The 19,068-nt window shown below is 71.1% G+C and carries 13 protein-coding genes and 13 tRNA genes; 17 read left to right on the top strand and 9 right to left on the bottom strand.

Annotation, left to right across the window (positions count from 1 at the left end):
* Positions 1-289 precede the first annotated feature (289 nt).
* From WME98_RS05365 to WME98_RS05290, 16 genes are all read left to right on the top strand, one after another.
* Positions 290-363, top strand: a tRNA-Lys gene (locus WME98_RS05365).
* Between the two features lie 152 nt (positions 364-515).
* Positions 516-587: transfer RNA gene (locus WME98_RS05360), tRNA-Asn, on the top strand.
* Positions 588-688: 101 nt separating this feature from the next.
* A tRNA-Pro gene (locus WME98_RS05355) sits at positions 689-761 on the top strand.
* A 12-nt stretch (positions 762-773) separates the two neighbouring features.
* A tRNA-His gene (locus WME98_RS05350) sits at positions 774-848 on the top strand.
* Positions 849-944: 96 nt separating this feature from the next.
* Positions 945-2,624: a TROVE domain-containing protein gene (locus tag WME98_RS05345; protein WP_437950287.1), complete on the top strand. Its 1,680-nt coding sequence runs from the start codon at positions 945-947 to the stop codon at positions 2,622-2,624.
* Between the two features lie 184 nt (positions 2,625-2,808).
* A tRNA-Arg gene (locus WME98_RS05340) sits at positions 2,809-2,880 on the top strand.
* Between the two features lie 76 nt (positions 2,881-2,956).
* A tRNA-OTHER gene (locus WME98_RS05335) sits at positions 2,957-3,077 on the top strand.
* Between the two features lie 7 nt (positions 3,078-3,084).
* Positions 3,085-3,156 (top strand) — tRNA-Asp (locus WME98_RS05330).
* 155 nt (positions 3,157-3,311) lie between these two features.
* Positions 3,312-3,383: transfer RNA gene (locus WME98_RS05325), tRNA-Ala, on the top strand.
* Positions 3,384-3,553: 170 nt separating this feature from the next.
* Positions 3,554-3,627 (top strand) — tRNA-Gly (locus WME98_RS05320).
* A 23-nt stretch (positions 3,628-3,650) separates the two neighbouring features.
* Positions 3,651-3,724 (top strand) — tRNA-Pro (locus tag WME98_RS05315).
* A gap of 43 nt (positions 3,725-3,767) precedes the next feature.
* Positions 3,768-3,841, top strand: a tRNA-Pro gene (locus tag WME98_RS05310).
* Positions 3,842-3,856: 15 nt separating this feature from the next.
* A tRNA-Leu gene (locus tag WME98_RS05305) sits at positions 3,857-3,938 on the top strand.
* Positions 3,939-3,942: 4 nt separating this feature from the next.
* A tRNA-Leu gene (locus tag WME98_RS05300) sits at positions 3,943-4,015 on the top strand.
* Between the two features lie 60 nt (positions 4,016-4,075).
* Positions 4,076-4,594, top strand: coding sequence for an HNH endonuclease (locus WME98_RS05295; protein ID WP_437332444.1), 519 nt, complete (start codon positions 4,076-4,078; stop codon positions 4,592-4,594).
* Between the two features lie 115 nt (positions 4,595-4,709).
* On the top strand, positions 4,710-6,905 hold the full coding sequence (locus tag WME98_RS05290) for a protein kinase domain-containing protein (protein WP_437950286.1): 2,196 nt from the start codon (positions 4,710-4,712) through the stop codon (positions 6,903-6,905).
* Between the two features lie 76 nt (positions 6,906-6,981).
* Here the strand turns inward: WME98_RS05290 and WME98_RS05285 are convergent, their stop codons facing one another.
* The 3 genes from WME98_RS05285 to WME98_RS05275 form a co-directional block, all read right to left on the bottom strand.
* Complete coding sequence (locus WME98_RS05285; RefSeq protein ID WP_437950285.1) at positions 6,982-7,557, bottom strand: HPF/RaiA family ribosome-associated protein; 576 nt, start codon at positions 7,555-7,557, stop codon at positions 6,982-6,984.
* 738 nt (positions 7,558-8,295) lie between these two features.
* Complete coding sequence (locus tag WME98_RS05280; protein ID WP_437950284.1) at positions 8,296-9,366, bottom strand: hypothetical protein; 1,071 nt, start codon at positions 9,364-9,366, stop codon at positions 8,296-8,298.
* A gap of 63 nt (positions 9,367-9,429) precedes the next feature.
* Positions 9,430-11,016: a DUF4215 domain-containing protein gene (locus WME98_RS05275; RefSeq protein WP_437950282.1), complete on the bottom strand. Its 1,587-nt coding sequence runs from the start codon at positions 11,014-11,016 to the stop codon at positions 9,430-9,432.
* A gap of 279 nt (positions 11,017-11,295) precedes the next feature.
* Here WME98_RS05275 and WME98_RS05270 point away from each other — a divergent pair, with 279 nt between their 5' ends.
* Positions 11,296-12,264, top strand: a complete 969-nt coding sequence (locus tag WME98_RS05270; RefSeq protein WP_437950281.1) for an ornithine cyclodeaminase family protein — start codon at positions 11,296-11,298, stop codon at positions 12,262-12,264.
* 9 nt (positions 12,265-12,273) lie between these two features.
* Here the strand turns inward: WME98_RS05270 and WME98_RS05265 are convergent, their stop codons facing one another.
* The 6 genes from WME98_RS05265 to urtA all read right to left on the bottom strand — a co-directional run bounded on the left by WME98_RS05265 (position 12,274) and on the right by urtA (position 18,664).
* Complete coding sequence (locus tag WME98_RS05265; protein WP_437950280.1) at positions 12,274-13,485, bottom strand: formylglycine-generating enzyme family protein; 1,212 nt, start codon at positions 13,483-13,485, stop codon at positions 12,274-12,276.
* Between the two features lie 116 nt (positions 13,486-13,601).
* Complete coding sequence (gene urtE / locus WME98_RS05260) at positions 13,602-14,303, bottom strand: urea ABC transporter ATP-binding subunit UrtE (RefSeq protein ID WP_437950279.1); 702 nt, start codon at positions 14,301-14,303, stop codon at positions 13,602-13,604.
* 4 nt (positions 14,304-14,307) lie between these two features.
* The gene (gene urtD, locus WME98_RS05255; RefSeq protein ID WP_437950278.1) at positions 14,308-15,171 is read right to left on the bottom strand and encodes an urea ABC transporter ATP-binding protein UrtD; all 864 of its coding nucleotides are present in this window, start codon (positions 15,169-15,171) and stop codon (positions 14,308-14,310) included.
* A 16-nt stretch (positions 15,172-15,187) separates the two neighbouring features.
* The gene (gene urtC, locus WME98_RS05250; RefSeq protein WP_437950277.1) at positions 15,188-16,342 is read right to left on the bottom strand and encodes an urea ABC transporter permease subunit UrtC; all 1,155 of its coding nucleotides are present in this window, start codon (positions 16,340-16,342) and stop codon (positions 15,188-15,190) included.
* 14 nt (positions 16,343-16,356) lie between these two features.
* A complete protein-coding gene (gene urtB / locus WME98_RS05245; RefSeq protein WP_020738622.1) occupies positions 16,357-17,253 on the bottom strand; it encodes an urea ABC transporter permease subunit UrtB in 897 nt (298 codons plus the stop codon).
* Between the two features lie 106 nt (positions 17,254-17,359).
* Positions 17,360-18,664, bottom strand: coding sequence for an urea ABC transporter substrate-binding protein (gene urtA / locus WME98_RS05240; RefSeq protein WP_437950276.1), 1,305 nt, complete (start codon positions 18,662-18,664; stop codon positions 17,360-17,362).
* Between the last annotated feature and the right edge of the window lie 404 nt (positions 18,665-19,068).

Raw genomic sequence — 19,068 nt, 5'->3', positions numbered from 1 at the left:
CTTGCAGCGCGCGTGCGGGGTCGCCGCGCGCCGCGGCGGGGGGATTGCGCCCATGGAAAGGAGGCGCGGTAGAGAATGCGCTGGAGGCATTCGATTCGATAACGAATGACGTTCGGGGGGCATGATGCGCGCTCGCGAGGGCGCGATAGGGATTCGTGTGCGTCGGCTGTGGGCGCGGCACCGCCCGCGCGGCCATAGGTCGCCGTCTCTTCCGGCCCGGAGGCTCGAGTTCTTCAGATTATGACGGCTTGCCGGCGCGGCAGGCGATGCGGAGGTGCGCCCTCCGCGCGGACCCGTAGCTCAACTGGATAGAGCAGCCGCTTCTTAAGCGGACGGCTGGAGGTTCGATTCCTCCCGGATCCACCCGGCGCGCGCTCGGCATTCCATGCCGGCGCGCGCGCCGTGAGAGCGCTGAGATCGTCGAAGCGCTCTGATGGATCCCTCTGTGGAGGGGTCGCTCGTTCTGTGACAACCAGGATGTGCAATGTAGATGGAGGCGCGCTGCGCCTCCATGTTCCGGTGTAGCTCAATGGTAGAGCGCCCGCTTGTTAAGCGGTGGGTTGGAGGTTCGATCCCTCCCGCCGGAGCCGCGCCCCCGGCGCTCGGAGGCAGGGCCCGCCTCGCTCACGCGAGGCCCGGGCTCGCCTCCGGCCGGGGGCGCATCGGCGCCTGCCGCGAGCAGGCGCTCCGGGATGTAGCCCAGTGGAGAGGCGCCTCATTTGGGGTGAGGAAAACCGCCGGTTCGAATCCGGCCATCCCGACGATAGCTTGCGTGGGTGTTGCTCTTCTGGTGAAGAGGGCAGGTTGTGACCCTGCGGAGACGGGTTCGATCCCCGTACGCCCACCCAGGACGGGTCGATGCGCTCGGTTATCTTTGGTAGATCCTCCGAGCGCGCCGCTTATCCGTCCTCTTTTGCCCGGGCTCTCGGGCCGGAGGTGGTGACATGGCCAATTATCTGAAGCACTTCGCCGCGCTGGTCACCCCGCAGCGGCGGAAGGCCCGCGCCGATCAGGTGCAGAACAGCGCCGGTGGCTTCGCCTTCGCCCTGGACGAGTGGGCGAGGCTCGACCGCTGGCTGATCCTCGGCGCGGAGGGGGGGACCTACTACGCGACCGAGCGGAAGCTCACCGTGGAGAACGCCCGCGCCGTCGAGGCCTGCCTCGCCGCGGATGGGCCCCGCGCCGTGCGGCGCGTCGTCGATGTCAGCGGCTCGGGGCGAGCGCCGAAGAACGCGCCTGCGATCTTCGCGCTCGCCATGGCCTCCGCCGACCCGAAGCTCGAGACCCGGAAGGCCGCCCTCGCGGCCTTGCCCGAGGTGTGCCGCACGGGGACGGACCTCTTCCACTTCGCGCGCGACGTGCAGGGGTTCCGCAAGTGGGGCCGCGGGCTCCGGTCCGCCGTCGCTGCGTGGTACAACGGCAAGCCCGCCGACAAGGTCGCGTATCAGGCGATCAAGTACCAGCAGCGCGACGGCTTCAGCCAGCGCGATCTCCTGCGGCTCGCGCATCCTGTCGCGCCGACCCCGCAGCACGACGCCCTTTACCGCTGGATCGTTGGCGGCACCGAGGCGCTCGGCAAGGAGTCGGCGCGCGGCAAGGCGCTGCCCCTCGGGGAGCTGCCGGACGCGGTGCGCGCGTTCGAGTCGCTCCGCGCGGCGACGAACCGGAAGCAGGTCACGGCGCTGATCCGACAGCATCGCTTCACGCACGAGATGCTCCAGACCGAGTGGAAGAACGACCCCGCGGTGTGGGAGGCGCTGCTCGAGCACATGCCCCAGACGGCGCTCATCCGGAACCTGGGGAAGATGACCGCGATCGGCCTGCTCGCGCCCATGAGCGACGCGTCCCGCAGGGTGGCGCAACAGCTCACCGACGCCGGCCGCCTGAAGGCGGCGCGGGTCCACCCCGTCGCCGTGCTCTCGGCCCTCAAGGTCTATGAGCAGGGCCACGGCGAGCGCGCTCGCCGGCGCGAAAACGCGCTCTCGTGGACCCCGGTCCGCGAGCTCGTCGATGCGCTGAACGAGGCGTTCTACCTCGCGTTCCGGTCGGCCGAGCCGACCAGGAAGAAGCACCTCCTGGCGCTCGACATCTCCGGATCCATGACCAGCGGCTCTATCGCTGGCGTCCCCGGCCTGACGCCGCGCGTGGCGAGCGCGGCCATGGCCATGGCGACGGCGCGGATCGAGCGCGAGTACAGCGTGGTCGGCTTCTCGGCGGCGTCGGGCGGGTACGGCGGCAAGTGGGGCGGGGGAGTCTCCGGCCTCTTGCCGCTCTCGATCTCGCCGGAGCAGCGGCTCGACGACGTGCTGCGCGCGGTGGAGGGCCTCCCCTTCGGCGGCACCGACTGCGCTTTGCCGATGATCTGGGCGAAGCGGAACCGGGTGGAGGTCGATTCGTTCGTCATCTACACGGACAACGAGACCTGGGCGGGCGACGTTCACCCGTTTCAGGCGCTCAGGGAGTACCGGCAGGCGATGGGCCGACCGGCGAAGCTGATCGTCGTCGGGTTGACGTCGACCGGCTTTTCGATCGCCGACCCGACGGACCCCGGCATGCTCGATGTCGTGGGGTTCGACGGGGCGGCCCCCCAGGTGATGGCGGATTTCACCCGGGGTGTCTCGTGACAGACAGCGTGACGGACGGGCTCCGCCGGCCCGTCCGTCCGACGCCGGGGCGCCGCGCGGGCGCCCCTCCTGCGGGACGCCGCCATGATGGATGGCACCTGTTCTTCATCTTTTGCCCGGGCTCGCCCGGGCCGCCGAAGGACAGTTCTCGTGGTTCGACTCCAGCGTCCCGCTCCCAGGAGCTGCCCCCGAGCCCGATCGGATAGGGGCCGGCCTACGAAGCCGGTCGATGCGGGTTCGAGTCCCGCCGGGGGCGCCGGGATCCCGCCCTCCGTCGTCCGCATCATTGCCCGACCCGGGCCGAAGGACGACGGTTCTCGGATCCCGACCTTGCCGCTGTAGCTCAGCCTGGTAGAGCACCTATGCCGTTCTCCGCCCGCTTGCCCGACCCGGGCCGAAGGAGGACGGTTACCGTAACCTAGGATGTCGCGGGTTCGAGTCCCGCCGGCGGCGCCGCTTTGCCCTCGTATGCATCTGGTGAAGCAGCCTGATTGTCGATCAGGTGAGGGGAGTTCGATCCTCCTCGGGGGCGCCTCGGGAGCTCTCCGGAGCTCCTGCGAAACGGCTTGATTGCTTCATTATCCGGCTCTCTCCAAAAAGAGCGAGCTTGGTCCAACGAGACCGACTGCTCGCTGTCCAATGCACAAGGAGATGACGATGAAGATCTGACGCGATGATCGCTGGTCCGGGGTGATAGTTCAACCGGGAGAACACTGCCCTCGCACGGCAGGGATCGAGGTTCGACCCCTCGTCGCTCCACCGGACGGGCCGAAGCTCGTGGGTTACCATACCTGTTACGTGTGCCCCCCACGGCGTCCCTTGCCCGTCCGTTCGTCTCGTCGCCGAGGCGGGCCGCCGGCCGGCGTGCCGCACTTCGTGCGGGCGCGCGCGGCGCCCGGCGGCCCGCCTCCTTTTTTTCGTCGTAACCTGCGGTGGTAGCTCAAAGGTAGAGTGCGAGCGTGCCAAGCTCGCGACGGGAGTTCGATTCTCCTCCACCGCTCCATCCCTGAGCGCAACGACAGATCTCTGGGTGTGGCTCAACCTGGTAGAGCACCGGCTTCGGGAGCCGGGGACTGGGGGTTCGAATCCCCCCACCCAGACCGCGGAGAGGCGAAGCCTCGCCGCGACGCGCGACGGAGATCCCTGGGTGTGGCTCAACCTGGTAGAGCACCGGCTCGGGGAGCCGGGGGCTGGAGGTTCGAATCCTCTCACCCAGACCGCGGCGCGCGGATGTCACCGTGACGGAACGGCATACGTGGCAGGCTGAGATCCTGCGCCCTTCGGGGTATGTGGGTTCGAGTCCCACCGGTGACACCCTGCCCGGGTGGCGAAACGGCAAACGCTGCTGGCTTAGACCCAGCCTACTGGGGGTTCGACTCCCTCCCCGGGCACCGATCGCACGTGACCTGGAGCGACATCATGAAGAGAAAGAGACGATAACGAGGTGGGCCATGACCGCGCAGACGCTGCTTTTGACGCCATGGATGGTGCCCCATAAGGTCATCCCGTGGCAGACCGCTGTCACGATGAGCTTCCTGGGCAAGGTGGAGGTCATCGAGGAGTACGACGACGTCATCCGGTCGCCGTCGCTTTCCATCAAGGCGCCCGCGGTGGTGCGGCTGAAGCGACCGACGCTGGGGATGAAGCGCGGCGTGAAGTTCTCGAGGATCAACGTCCTGCTGCGCGACGGCTTCCGCTGCCAGTACTGCGGCGTGAAGAAGGAGGCACGCGAGCTCAACTATGATCACGTCATCCCGCGCGTGCAGGGCGGCAGGACCGTCTGGGACAACATCGTGGCCTCGTGTTACGCGTGCAACACGATGAAGCGGGGCCGGACGCCGGAGCAGGCCGGCATGAAGCTGCTCCGCGCCCCGGTGAAGCCGAAGTGGCTGCCCCCGGCGCCCGTCCTGGGTCTCAGCGAGCGGCGTATCCCGGAGCTGTGGGCAGGCTACTGCGCGAGCGCGGGATGACCCGCGCCCCGCGCGCCGGCGCGACGATGACGCCGCCTCACGGGCGAGTCGTCGGGCGCGCCGGCGCGCGTCGGGGCTTCCGCCGCCGGGCGGGCAGGTGCAGGATGGTCGGGCCATGGTGACGCGTCCGACGTCCGACCGCATCGAGGACGAGCTCGCGCCGTTCCCCGCGGTCCTGCGCGGCTGGCTCATCGAGGGCGAGCTCGGCCGCGGCGGGATGGGGCGGGTGTTCCGGGCGCGGCACCCGAAGACGCGGGCGCGGGCGGCGATCAAGGTGCTGCTCGGCGACTATGCCCGACGGCCGGACGTCGTGGCCCGCTTCCGGCAGGAGGCGATCGCCGTCAACATCATCAACCACCCGGGAATCGTCCGCGTCTTCGACTCCGGCGAGCTCGACGACGGCTCGCCCTACATCGTGATGGAGTACCTCGATGGCCGGGGGCTGCGCGACTGGGTACAGGCCGTGCCGCCCGCGGATCGGCCGCGGCAGGTGGTGCGGCTCGGCTACCAGATCGCGTCGGCCATGGCCGCGGCCCACGCGTCCAAGGTCGTCCACCGCGATCTGAAGCCGGAGAACATCATGGTGGTCGACGACGAGCTCGCGCCCGGGGGGAGCCGCGTCAAGATCCTCGATTTCGGTATCGCGAAGGTCCTCTGGGGGGGTCTCCCCGAGGTGCTGGAGCTCGAGGGGAGAGGCTCCCTGGCGCCCGCGTCCGTGCCCATGATCCGCACCGAGCTCTCGACGCGGCCGGCGCTGACGGTGGGCGCCGCGGCCGGCCCAGCGAGCGCCCTGGGCGGCGCGAGCGCCACGCCAGAGAGCGCCCTGGGCCGCGCGGGCGCCACGCCGGAGGGCGAGGCCCACGAGGACGACGCGCTCCGGAGCCTCCCCGTCGTGAGCATCGGCAGGCCCGCGATCAACCCCGCGCCGGTCGACGTCCCGGCCGAGGCGCTCTCCTCCGCGTCGGCGCGCGGGTCGCGCGCGTCGATCGAGCCCGGCGCGCCCGCGCCGCAGAGCGAGGGCGCGGGACAGCCCACGATGCCGTTCACGCAAGAGGGCGTGTGGGGCCTCGGGACGAGGAGCTACATGGCGCCGGAGCAGGAGCGCCACTCCGGGAGCGTCGACGTCAAGGCGGATGTCTACTCCCTCGGCGTCATCCTCTATGAGCTGCTCGAGGGCCGGACGCCCGACGCGCCGAGCGCGGCGTGGCCGCCCCCGATGAGCGCCGCCGCGCCGCCCGATCTCGTTGCCCTCGTCCACCGGGTGCTGGCGTTCGATCCCGAGGCGCGGCCGCGCATGGCGGAGGTGGCGAGCGCGCTTCACCGGCTCGGCCGGGCGAAGAAGGAGCTCGACGAGGCGCTCTCGACGTGGATCGCCGGCGGCAGGGCGCCGGGGCTCTTGCCGCGCGGCAAGGCGCTGCACGAGCTGTCCGCCTGGGCCCGGGACATCGACGATCTCTCCGGCCTGGAGCGCAGCTTCCTCGACGCGGCCGTCGCCGCGGAGGCGCGCCGCGAGCGCCTCACGCGGGTGCTGCTCGCCCTCGGCGTGGTCGTCCTGATGGGGATGGTCGCGACGACCACCGTGTTCTGGATGCACGCGACGCGAGCGCGCAAGACGGCGGAGGCCGCCGAGCGCGCCGCGCGCGAGCACAGCCGCCTCGAGGCGGCGGCGAACGCCTCGGCGCAGGAGGCGCTCGCGAAGATGAGCGAGGCGCAGCGCGCGACCGAGGAGGCGCTCGCCCTGGCGATGAAGGCGAGCGACGACGCGAAGAGCGCCAACTCTGCCAAGGAGTCGATGACCGAGGCAAAGCGCCTGGCCGAGAACGCCGAGCTCCGGGCGAGGCGCGCGGCCCAGGCCGCGGCCGCCGCGAAGGCCGAGGCCGACGCGCGCTACGAGCAGTCGAAGAGCGCGCTGGAGCGCGAGATCGCCGGCCTCGAGAGCGACCGCGAGCGCCTGGCGGCGCGGCTCGATCAGGCCGAGAGCGAGCGGGAGCGGGCGAGGGCCGCCCTCCGCTCGAGGGATCACGATCTCAGGACGGCGCTCTCGGAGCTGCGGCGTGAGTCCGCGCGCGTGGGCTGGCTCGAGCGCAAGCTCGACGAGGCCTCCGAGCGGATCGACGCGCTCGAGCGGCAGCGCGAGGAGTGCGTCATGCGGCAGCCCAGGGGGCAGCCGCAGCCCGATCCGCCCCGGGACGGGGACGCGGTCCCTGGACAGGAAGAGAAGGAGGAGATCGCGACGCCGCCGGCCGAGCCCCCGCTGGATTCGATGCCGCCGGCGCCTCTCCCGCCGTTGCCGCGCGGTACGACGATATAGCCGCTCGGTGGGGGGAGCGAGCGAGCGCGGGGCTCGCGCGCCGCGCGCACGAGCCCCGCGACCTCTTCGCTCGGGGCTAGCTGAGCGTAGGGATCTCCTCGCGACCGCGGTTGCCGCCGCGCGCGTCCACGATCCGCACCGTGCTCGCCTGGGGCCCCTCGTCGCCGTCCTCTTCCGTGTAGGCGACGCCCATGCCGATCTTCAGCTCGGAGAACGGCGCCGACACGATGCTTCGCTCGTGAAAATAGATCTCCCGACCATCGATCGTCGTGATGAACCCGTAGTCGTTGAACAGCTTGGTAATGACGCCTGCCGTGTCTTGCGCCGGGTGGGACTTCACCTCGCTCCGCTGCTCGTTCGCGAGCTTCTTCAGCTGGCGGCCGGCGCGCTGGAAGACGTCGCGCACCGCCGTGGGCAGCAGATTCCTGGCGGCCCGCTCCTCGCTCACGATCTCGTGTTTGCCGGCGACGTGGAGATCGACGCGCACGCGGTACTCGCCGCCCGTGCCCTGGCTAGCGTGCTCGCGCTCGACGACCACGGCGCAGCTGTTGATGTGGTCGTTGAACCGCTGGATCTTGTTCGCTTGCTCCCGGATCAGCTCCTCGAGCGAGGGGCTTTTGTCGATATGTCGGAAGGTGAGCTCCACTTGCATGCTCGCTCCTTTCATCCTGCGTCGCTGGGACGCGTCACTGCAGTCGATGTGAATCGCTGATTCGTACCAGCCGATTCCAGTACATGTGCGGGGTGTCTGACGTGGGCACCAGGTACTGTCCCGGCCTCGCGAGCATCTGCGCGGTCGCCCGGTGCGGCGCAGGTTCCGAGTGGTTGTTCTTCGCGACCATGAACACCTCGTGTGTGCCTGAAGTGAGCAGGTAGCAAGTTCGCTGCCACGGTCGCTCCGGCGTGCGGCAGCCGCGGGCGGCGAGCTCCGCGGTCGAGCAGCGCCGGGTCGGGTCAGGGCGGCGCAAGCTCTGCGCGACAGGCGCAGGTTCTTGCGTCCGTCGTGGATCTCCAGGCTGGCGCCGGGAGCGTGGCGAGGAGCGACGGAGCGTCCTCCGCTGGGGCAGTTTGCGACACGCGGGGCATCTCGCGTCGTTCCGTCACATCTCCTCGGAATGCCACCCGCCCGTCCGGTCTGGGAAATCGAGGTAGCGCGAGGCGAACGAGCTCGACCGCGCCGGGCGCGGGGGCTGACCATCGCAGCGGGCCTTCGATCGCGCCGAGCGACTCGGTGGTTCGCCCGCCGCGCCGCAGCCGTGCCGATCGGGAGCAGGTGCGCACGGCGCGTCGCCCCGGCGCTGGGCGGCACCAGGGGAGCGAGCGCGCCGCTCGCGCGGCCGCGCATCGGGCCGGCCGTCAGCGGGCGCGCCGGCCGTGTCCCAAGCGCCGCTCAGCGGATCTCGAAGACGTAATCCGTGTCGTAGGTGCGGACGAAGAGCTTGCCGTCCTTCTCGATGAGGAACGAAGGCCCGCTCTTCAGCGAGAGCTTCGAGACCACCTTGCCGGTGGCGCGCTCGAGGACATAGAGGAAATCTGGCTCGGCCGTGAAGCCGTAACCGCAGAGGAGATGATCTCCGCGCAGGACGAAGTTCTCCGCGTTGCAGACGAGCGGCGCGCTCTGCCAGAGGAGCTGCCCGGAGGCGAGATCGATGGCTGACAGGTAAGCGTTCTTGCCCTTCGAGGAGGCCGCGTACGTCCTGTGTCCCGACGAGACGTAGAGCACGCCGTCCTTGACCACGGCCCAGCCGACGTGGCCCCGCACGAACTCGGCCTCGTTGGGGGCGATCTCGGGCGGCGTGAGGAAGCTCTCGAAATCGAAGAAGGCGACGACCCTGTGCGCCGCGTCGAGGATCGCGACGAAGCGCTCCGCGGCGAAGCTCGGGCCGTAGAACAGGGCGAGGTGGTCGCCATGATCGATCGCCTTGACGAGCGGTTGATCGCGGTAGCTCTCGGGGACGAAGGCGGGGAGGGGGCGGGAGCCGCTCGCCTCGCCCGCGGCCGCGCTCGGCACCTGCAGCGTCGGCAGCGACAGGCCGTTCGCGGTGAACCACGCCGCCTCGTCCGTGATCTTGTTCTTCTGCTCGGCGATCTTCACGAGGCGCGGGGCGGCGGAGCTTCCGGCCGGCGCGGGCCGGACGAGCGCCTGGCCGAACGGCGGCGGCGCGAGCTCCACGGGGGACCTGCCGTCGAGCGACGATGCGCGCGCCGCGCCCGGCGCGCGATCGCCCGCGGCCTTCAGCGCGGGCTGCGCGGCGCTGTCGCCCGCGGCCGCTGGCGCGGGCCGCGGCGCTGGGGCGGCGACGTGAGACGACGGCGTCGCGGCGCCGGGGTGCAGCGAGGCGTCCTGGGAGGTGTGGGCCGGCGGCGCGGCGTCCGGCTGGCAGGCACACACGGCGAGCAGCGCGGCGGCGAGCAGGCGCGCGCGGCGCCATGGCTGAGCTGAAGGAGGGGTGACAGGCACGCGCGCAGCGTACCTCATCCCCCGGCCCGGCGAGCGCTACGCCGCGCCGCGCGGCGTCAGAGCTCAGGGAGAGGGGGTGAAGGAGAGGCGGAGCGAGTAGGGCCCCACGTCTGTCAGGCGGTACGCCTCGACGAAGATGATCAGGGGCACGCCGCCCTCGACGTCGATCGAGCGCCTCTCGTCCCTGTCGGCGATCTCGCTCTCGACGCACGCGAGCTGGCGGCCCGAGCAGCCCATCCGCACGTAGAAGCCTTGGTCGGTCTCGGAGGACAGCACAAGCCTGAGCGTGCCGTCGCTCGGCGGCGTGAACGCGTGGAGCCTCTCCGGCGTACCACGGCCGGTGCAGGTGCCCTCGAACACCGCCGTGCCGCCTGTCGTGTCGCCCGCGTTGCTGCCCAGGACGGCCACGGGCGCGTCCGCGCAGACGTCGTCGATCTCCACGGTGCACGCGGCGGAGCAGCCGTCGCCGGCGACGGTGTTGCCGTCGTCGCACTCCTCCGGCTTGCTGACGATCCCATCGCCGCAGGTGGCCGGCGAGAACACGAGATCCAGCGTGTATGGCCCCGCGTCGGCGGGCGTGCGGGCGTCGACGACGATCGGCACCGCCTGGTCCTTGTGCACGACGACCTCGAGCTCCTCCTCGTCGGGCTCGGCGCCCGAGGCGGCGTGCTCATCCTCGCACGCGCTCTCGGTGGACGCGTCCGCGCATGCCGTGCGGGTATAAAGGCCGTGGTTGCTCTCCGACTGGAGCACGACGAGGAGCGTGCCCGACTGGCCGGCGGGCGGCGTGAACACGTGGATCTTCTCCGGCCCGGCGCCGGTGCAGCTGCCATGGATCACGCGCGTGCCGCTCGACGTGTCGCCCTCGATCGTCGTCGTCACCGGCGCAGCGCCCGCGCAGGCTGCGTCGACGAGCGGACGGCAGGTCGCGGCGCAGTCGCTGTCCGCGCAGTCGACCTGGCCGTCGCCCTCGTCGTCCTCGCCGTCGGAGCAATCGAGCTCGCCGAGCTTGCAGAGACCGTCGAACCTGTCGCACAGGCCGAGCTCCGCGCACTGCGCGTTCTCGGTGCACGCCGGGATGCACGCCGTGATCTCGCCGCCGATGTCGCTGCACGTGTAGCCGTCGCGGCACTCGTCGGTCGTGGTGCAGCGGCGGATGCACAGGCCCAGATCGCCGAAATCGACACAGACGCCGCCGTCATCGCAGGCGCCCACGATAGGATCGCAGAGGCCCGCACAGGCACCGGACGGCCAGCCCCAGTCGGTCTCCCTGATGCAGTACTCTCCGTCGCACGCCGCGTCGTAGGTGCACGCCGCGCCGTAGTTGACGGGCGTCCCTCCACCGCCGCCGGTGCCGGTGGGCTCGGCGCCGCCGGTGCCGCCGGTGCCGCCGGTGCCGGTGGGCTCGGCGCCGCCCGAGCCGCCGGTGCCGGTGGGCTCGGCGCCGCCGGCGCCGCCGGTGCCGGTGGGCTCGGCGCCGCCGCTGCTGCTCGTGCTGGTCGCGCCCGATGCGCCGGCGCCGCTGCCCGTGACGCCGGCGCCGCCAGCGCCGCCGGCTCCGCCCTTGCCTCCTTCGCCTCCATCATCACCGCATCCGGCGTTCGCCGAGAGCGCGAGCACCAAGAGACCTGCAACGAGTCGTACGTTCATCCACCCGCTCCACCACAAGAGAGATCATCGAGACGCGGGGTGCACCCCACCCCACGGCGCAGCTACGCCATCTTCAGCGCAACGACGTGGCCTGCCAACCCCCCGGTTCATGTCGCCGGCGCTGCGTGACTGCCGCTCTCGGCCGCCGGATCCGAGCGGGACAGCCGTCCCTTTCGCGAAAAGAGCGCCCACCGAGGCGGCGCGCGGAGCATGCGCGCACACCGATCCGCACGTGGGAACGCGTGCGTTCGCGTTCGGCGTCGCGTACGGTCGCATCGGATGAAGCCCGAGAAAACATTGCTCCTCTCCCAGTCCGATGTGGTCTCCCTCCTCGCGATGGACGCGGCGATCGCCGCCGTGGAGGCGGCGTTCGCGGCGTACGGCCGCGGCGAGGCCGCGATGCCGCCGAAGGTGTACCTGGGGCTGCCCGCCCACGACGGCGACCTCCGTGCGATGCCGGCCTACGCCGAAGGGGCGGCCGGGGTGAAGTGGGTCAATTCGCACCCGAAGAACCCGGCGCGCTTCGGCCTGCCGTCCGTCATGGGGCTCTACATCCTCAGCGATCCCGCCACGGCGGCGCCCCTCGCCGTGATGGACGCGACCCGCCTCACGGCGGTGCGGACCGGCGCGGCCGCGGCGATCGCGTCGAAGCACCTCGCGCGGCAGAGCCCGAGGACGCTCGGCTTCATCGGCTGCGGCGTGCAGGCGCGCTTCCTGCTCGACGCCCACCGCGCCGTCTACGGCGATCGTCTGGAGGTGCTCACCGCGGACGCGTCGCGCGAGGCGAGCGAGCGGTTCGCGGCCGAGGCGGGCGGGCGCGCCGTCTCGGTGGAGGAGGCCTCCGGCTGCGACATCCTCTGCACGTCCACGCCCGCGCGCGCGCCGGTCGTGCGGCGCGCGTGGGTCCGCCCGGGGGCGCACATCAACGCGATGGGCGCCGACGCGCCCGGCAAGCAGGAGCTCGATCCGGAGATCCTCCGCGACGCGCGCGTGATCATCGACGACTGGGCGCAGGCGACCGAGAGCGGCGAGGTCAACGTGCCGCTGCACGAGGGCGCCATGCACCGCGAGCACATCCAGGGGACGCTCGGCGAGGTGGTCGCGGGCAAGCTGGTGGGGCGCGGCGACGCGGCCATCACGGTGTTCGACTCGACCGGCCTCGCGATCCAGGACGTGGCGCTCGCGCGCGTCATCTACGCCGCCGCGCGCGAGAGGGGCGCCGGGACGGCGTTCGACTTCTTCAGCTGAGCGCGGCGCCTACGGCCTCCTCGCGCACCGCATGCCGAGGCTGTAGTACGGGGCCGACGGCGCGACGCTGACCCGCGCGGACGTCAGCAGGTAGCTCGGCGCGCCGAAGCTGCTCCCGCCGCGGACCACCCGGTTCGAGGTGTCCGTCAGGTTGGCGCAATCGACGCACTCCGCCGGATACGTCCCGTATCCATCCAGTATCCACTCCCGCATGCTCCCGCCGAGATCCGCCTGCGTCCACCGCCCATCGCCCTTCGGCGAGCGGGATCCGACGGGCACGATGTCGCTGAAGTCGCTCTGGAACGTGCAGCCTGGCGCCGCGCTCTCCCTGCAATCGTAGGACGCGTAGCTGGCGTCGATGGTCGTCGACTCCGGTGGATTCGACCACGGATACTGCCGCTGCTCGCTCCCTCCGGCCGCAGCGTAGTTCCACTCGGCCTCGGTCGGGAGGCGGCCCCCGTCCCACGCGCAGAACGCGAAGGCGACGTACCAGCTCACGCAGTTCATCGGCAGGTGCTCCTGGGCGCCTGCCTCCTCCGTCCACGTCCGCATGTCCGGGTTGTCCGGATTGCACATCACCGCGGCGCGCAGCGCCGCCGCGTCTGCCGGCAGCTCGCCGTTCCAGGCCGGGTTCCATCCGCTCCCCGGGATGCCCGGGTGCGCTCCCGCCTCGGCCGCGGGCTGGCTCCCGGGGTACGCCGCCACGAACTTCCGGAACCTCCCCACCGTCACCTCGAAGCGATCGAGTCGGAGGTCGCTCACCGTCGCCGACGACGCGGGATCGTTGCCGCGGTTGAACGTCCCCCCGGGCACCACCGCGCTCGCGCAGCAGCTCTCGGTCGCGCCGGGGCCGCACGTCGATGGCAGACCGTCGCAGCTCGGGGGGGGCGTGCACGCCGTCCCGCGGCACACGGGCGCCTCCGCGGGACACGGCTCCGGGGCGCCCCACTGGCCGTCGTCGTTGCACCGCGCGAGCAGGTTGTCCGAGCACCGCGCGTCGTCGGGGGTGCACTCTCCGGGACCGCCGCCGCCATGACCGGCGCCACCGCGGCCCGAGCTCGCGCCGTCGCCGCCGGAGCCGGCGTCGCCGCCGCTCGAGCCGGTGTCGCCGCCCGCGCCGTCGAGCGGGTGATAGTCCTTGTCGAGCCCCAGGAGCGCCGTACAACCGCTGGCCAGGACGGCCGGCGCCGCCCATACCCATCCCGCGCGCCTGCTGAGCATGGTTACTCCTACAGCCGCCGCGCGGGCGCTGTCCACCGCCGCGCGCCCGCGCCTGGCTCAGCGAGCGGCTGCGCCGCAGGACCGAGGAGCGGTCCCGAACCGCGCCTGCGCGCCCCTCACACCGCCAGAAACTCCCTCGCGATCTCGTCGCTGAACTCCGCCACGCTCCCCCGCCGCACGATCCCCCCATTATCCATGATGAAGTACTCGCTCGCCGTCGAGAGCGCGAAATCCAGGAACTGCTCCACGAGCAGGATCGCCATGTCGCCCTTCTTCCCGAGGTCTTTGATCACCTCCCCGATCTCCTGCATGATCGACGGCTGGATCCCCTCCGTCGGCTCATCGAGCAAGAGCAGCTTCGGCTTGCGCAGCAGCACGCGCGCGAGCGAGAGCTGCTGTTGCTGCCCGCCGCTCAGCGTCCCCGCCGCCCGCGCCTCGAACTTCTTGAGGATGGGGAACATGGACATCATCTCTTCGAGCGCCGCCGGGCTCGGCGTGGCGTCGCTCCTGGCCTCGAAGCCCATGAGCAGGTTCTCTCGCACCGTCAGGTACGGGAAGATCCCGCGCCCCTGCGGCACATAGCCGATGCCGGCGCGCGCCCTGTCGCTCGGCGACCTCGAGGTGAGATCCGCCCCGTCGAGCGCCACCTTCCCGCGCCGCGGCTTGAGCACGCCCATGATCGCCTTGAGCAGCGTCGTCTTGCCGACCCCGTTCCGCCCCAGGAGGCACGAGACCCGGCCGGGCGCGACATCCAGGCTGACCTGCGACAGGATGCAGCTCTCCTCGTAATAGACCGCGAGATCCTCGACCACCAGCATCTCTCTACCGCTCCTCCGCCGCGACCGCGGCCCGAGCGCCGCCGCGCGCGCCCCCCGCGTCGTGCGCCCGACCGAGGTAGACCTCGATCACCTTCGCGTCGCGCTGGACCTCCTCCACCGGCCCCTCGCACAACCTTCTGCCGGCGTGCAGCACCGTCACCGTGCTCGCGTACCGCCGGACGAACTCCATGTCGTGCTCCACGACCAGCACCGACCGCTCCTTCGCGATCTCCTGGACGAGCTCCCCGGTGCGATCGCGCTCGCGGCGGGTCATCCCCGCCACCGGCTCGTCGAGCAGCAGCAGCTTCGGCTGCTGCACGAGCAGCATGCCGATCTCCAGCCACTGCCGCTCCCCGTGCGCGAGCACCGCGGCCCGCACGTCGGCGCGCCGCCGGAGCCCGATCCGATCGAGCGCCTCGGCGATCTCCTTCTCCTGCTGCGCGGACAGCCCGCGGAGGAGCCCCGGCGCGCTCTCCCGGAAGCCCATCGCCGCCTCGAGGTTCTCGAGCACTGTGAGGCTGCCGAACACCGCCGGCGTTTGGAACTTCCGCCCGATCCCGAGCCGGACCAGGGCGTGCTCCGGAAGCCGGTGCGCCTCGACCGCCTCTCGCCCCGACTCCCCACCTCCGTGGAACACCACACGCCCGCTCGACGGCTTCGTCTTCCCGGTGAGGATGTCGAGCAACGTCGTCTTCCCGGCGCCGTTCGGCCCGATGAGGAACCTGAGCTCCCCGCGCTGGATGGAGAAGTCGAGCCCGTCCAGCACCTTGAAGCCGTCGAAGCTCACCGTCACCTGCTGGACCTCGACGATGTTGCCGCGGCTCATCCCATCGCTCCTCTGCTCGCTCTCGCGCTCATCTCCGCTCATGTCCGCTTCCTCCCCCTCAGCGCCCGGACGTCGCGGGCGCCTCGGAGCGCGCCTCCACCTCGCCGACGCCTACCGGCCCGTCGACGGCGGCCTCATGCGTACCCGCCGGCACGCCGCCCGCGTCGCGGCGCGCGAGCCGCGACGCGTGGCGGCGCAGGAAGCCGGCGATGCCCGTCGGGAGCAGCATGACCGACGCGGCGAAGAGCGCGCCGAAGCCGAGCTGCCACACCTCGGGGTACGACTCGCTCAGCGCGCTCTTGCCCAGGCTCACCAGGATCGCCCCGACCACCGCGCCGATCAGCGTGCCGCGCCCGCCGACCGCCACCCAGGTCACCATCTCGACCGACGGCATCACGCCCATCGAGGACGGCGAGATGAGGCCGACCTGGCAGACGAAGAGCGCGCCCGCGATGCCGGCCATGCCCGCCGACAGCGCGAACACCAGCGTCTTCAGCGTGACCGGGTTGTAGCCGAGGAAGCGCACCCGGTTCTCGTCGTCGCGCGTCGCCACGAGCAGGCGCCCGAAGCGCGACTGGGTGAGCCGCCGGCACAGGAGATACAGCGCCCCCAGGCAGAAGAGCGTCACGAAGTAGAGCACCGTCTGCGTCGAGGCGGCCCCCCGCGCGAAGCCGAAGATCGTCTTCAGGTTCGTGATCCCGTTCGTGCCGCCCGTGATCGCCTGCTGGCCGACGAAGAGGATCGACGCGATCAGCGTGAGCCCCTGGGTGATCAGCGAGAAATACACCCCCTGGACGCGGCTCCGGAAGACGAGGTAGCCCACCGCGGCCGCGATCGCCATCGGCGCGAGGACCACGGCGCAGAGGGCCACGACCGGCGAGCGGAACGGCTCCCAGAACAGCGGGAGCGCCTCGAGGCCGCTCCAGCTCATGAAGTCGGGGAGGCGCGAGCCCGACGTCTCCAGCTTCAGGTACATCGCCATCGCGTAGCCGCCCAGGCCGAAGAAGAGCCCCTGTCCGAGGCTCAGCATCCCGCCGTAGCCCCAGATGAGGTCGAGGCCGAGGGCGACGATGGCGAACGTGAGGAACTTGCCGAGCAGGTTCAGCCGGAAGTCGGAGAGCACGAGCGGCGCGACGAGGAGCGGCAACGCCACGGCGAGGGGCGCTCCCCAGGTCCAGAGGAAGGTGCGAAGGGCGGAGTCTCGAGGGGCCATGTCCGTGTCCTCTCCTATCGGGTGCGCAGGGCGAGCAGGCCTGTCGGCCGCCACTGCAGGAAGGCGATCACCAGCGCGAACACGAGCGCCTTGCCGAGCGAGGCCGTCGTCGACAGCTCGAGCAGCGTGTTCGCGACGCCGATGACGAGCGCCGCGATGGCCGTCCCGGGCAGCCGCCCGAGGCCGCCGAGGATGACCACCATGAAGGCGTCGACGATGTAGTTCGTCCCGAGCGACGGGCCGATCGAGCCGAGCTGCGTCAGCGCGCACCCGGCGATCCCGGCGAGCCCCGCGCCGAGCGCGAACGTCGCGGCGTCGACCCGGCGCGTGCGGACGCCGAGGCACGAGGCCATCTCCCGGTTCTGCATCACCGCCCTGAGGCGCCTGCCGCCCGCGGAGCGGTGCAGGTACGTGTAGACGGCGGCGATGCACGCGATCACGAGGGCGATCAGGAAGACGCGCTTGTAAGGCAGCTGCACCCCGCCCGACAGCGCGACGCCGCCGCTCAGCCACGACGGGCTCGAGACCTGCACGTTGGACGCGCCGAACAGGCTGCGCGCGGCCTGCTGCAGCACGAGGCCGACCCCCCACGTGGCGAGCAGCGTGTCGAGCGGCCTGCCGTAGAGGAAGCGCACGATCGAGAGCTCGAGCACGAGCCCGAGCACGCCGGCCACGAGGAACGAGGCCGGCAGCGCGAGCAGGAACCAGAGCCCGGCGTCCGTCCCCCCGACGAGCGGCGCGAGGTGCTGCCCGACGACGTACGTCGTGTAGGCCCCCGCCATGATGAACTCGCCGTGGGCCATGTTGATCACGTTCATCAGCCCGAACGAGAACGCGAGGCCCATCGAGATGAGCAGGAGGATCGAGCCCAGGCTCAGGCCGTTGAAGGCGTGGAGGAGAACTTCGTTCATGCTAGAGCACCGAAGCGGTTGAGACGCCGCGCAAGAGAGGTTCGAGCCGCAGAGGCACAGCGGGGACCACGGCGATCCCCCTGTGCGCTTCGCGCGGCCGGCCGCGCTACTTCGCGGCGAGCTCCTTCGCCCAGGGGTATGCGGTGAGGTACGGATCCGGCTGGATCGGCTTGCCCGTGCTCCAGACCTCGTCGATGAGGCCGTCCTGCCGGACCTTGCCGATGCGCACCGTCTTCCACGTGTGCTGGTTCTTCCCGTCGAGCCGGACGAGCCCCTCGGGCGCGGCGTACTCGATGCCTCCGGCGTTCACCGCCTCCTTCACCTTGGCGACCTCGGTCGACTTCGCCTTCTCGACGGCCATCTTCCAGAGGTAGACCCCGAAGTAGCCCGCCTCGATGGGGTCGTCCGTGACGCGCGCGGCGCCGTATTTGGCCTTGTACGCCTCGACGAACTTCTTGTTCTCCGGGGTCTCCGTGGTCTGGTAGTAGTTCCACGAGACGAGGTGTCCGGCGATGTTGTCGGCGCCGATGCCGCGCACCTCTTCCTCGGCGACGCTCACCGAGAGGACCGGCACCTTGTCGGCGGTGTAGCCGGCGTCCTTGAACTGCTTGAAGAACGCCACGTTGCTGTCGCCGTTCAGCGTGTTGAAGATCGCGTCCGGCTTGGCCGCGGCGATCTTGCTGATGATCGTGCTGACCTCGGTCCCGCCGAGCGGCAGGTACTCCTCGCCGGCGAGCTCGCCGCCCTTCGCCGCGAGCTGGGCCTTGATGATCTTGTTCGCCGTGCGCGGAAAGACGTAGTCCGAGCCGAGCAGGTAGATGCGCTTCTTGCCCTTCTCGAGCAGGTAGTCGACCGCGGGGACGATCTGCTGGCTCGGCTCGGCGCCGGTGTAGAAGATGTTGGGCGACTGCTCCAGGCCCTCGTACTGGACCGGGTAGAAGAGCAGGCCGTTCAGCTCCTCGAACGAGGGCAGCATCGCCTTGCGGCTGGCGCTGGTCCAGCCGCCGAACACGACCGCGACGCCGTCCTGCTGGACGAGCTTCCTGGCCTTCTCGTTGAACGTGGGCCAGTCGCTGGCGCCGTCCTCGATCACCGGCGTGAGCTGCTTGCCGAGCACGCCGCCCGCCTTGTTGATCTCCTCGATCGCGAGGATCGTCGCGTCCTTGACGGCCACCTCGCTGATCGACATGGTGCCGCTCAGCGAGTGGAGCACGCCGACCTTGATGGTGGCGCTGTCCGAGGCGGGCGCCGCCCCGGGCGAAGCCCCCGGCGCCGGCGCCTCCTTGCCCTCGTTGCCGCAGGCGGAGAGCAAGGCCGCGCCGGCGAGGGCCGCCGCCGCGACGCAGAGCGACCGCCGCCGAAAGGAGCCCGCCGCCGGCCGCTCCTCGACGCTCAGCCCAGACGTGAACATATTCAACGCATCCTCCTTGGGTGCCGGTGCGCGTTCGATGCCCTGCATCGACGCGGCGCGGCGAACCGACTGCACAAGAGCCGTTGGGAAGCTCGGGAGTCGGCAACTGGAGACTCCCGGCCGGACACCGAAGGACCGCCCCGCACAGCGAGGCTCGGCCCTCGGACAGGGGCCAGCGACACGACGTCGTGGTGAGATGTCTTATGCCGAGCGCCATGTTTCCTCGAGGTTTCGTCGAGATGAAATGTCGACCGGCCGGGGGACGAGGTGCGCTTTCCGCAGCGTCAATCGGGGTCCCCGATCACAAAGCGAGTCTCGACAGCGCCGCGGCGATGCGCGGGCGGAACGCCGCGGGCGGCGAGGCGGCGCGCGCAGGCGGAGCCGCCCCAGGCGCCCGCGCCGGA

It is taken from the genome of Sorangium sp. So ce296 (assembly GCF_051529605.1).
Taxonomy (GTDB): Bacteria; Myxococcota_A; Polyangia; order Polyangiales; family Polyangiaceae; genus Sorangium; species Sorangium cellulosum_D.
This window is presented reverse-complemented; position numbering and strand designations above follow the sequence as displayed.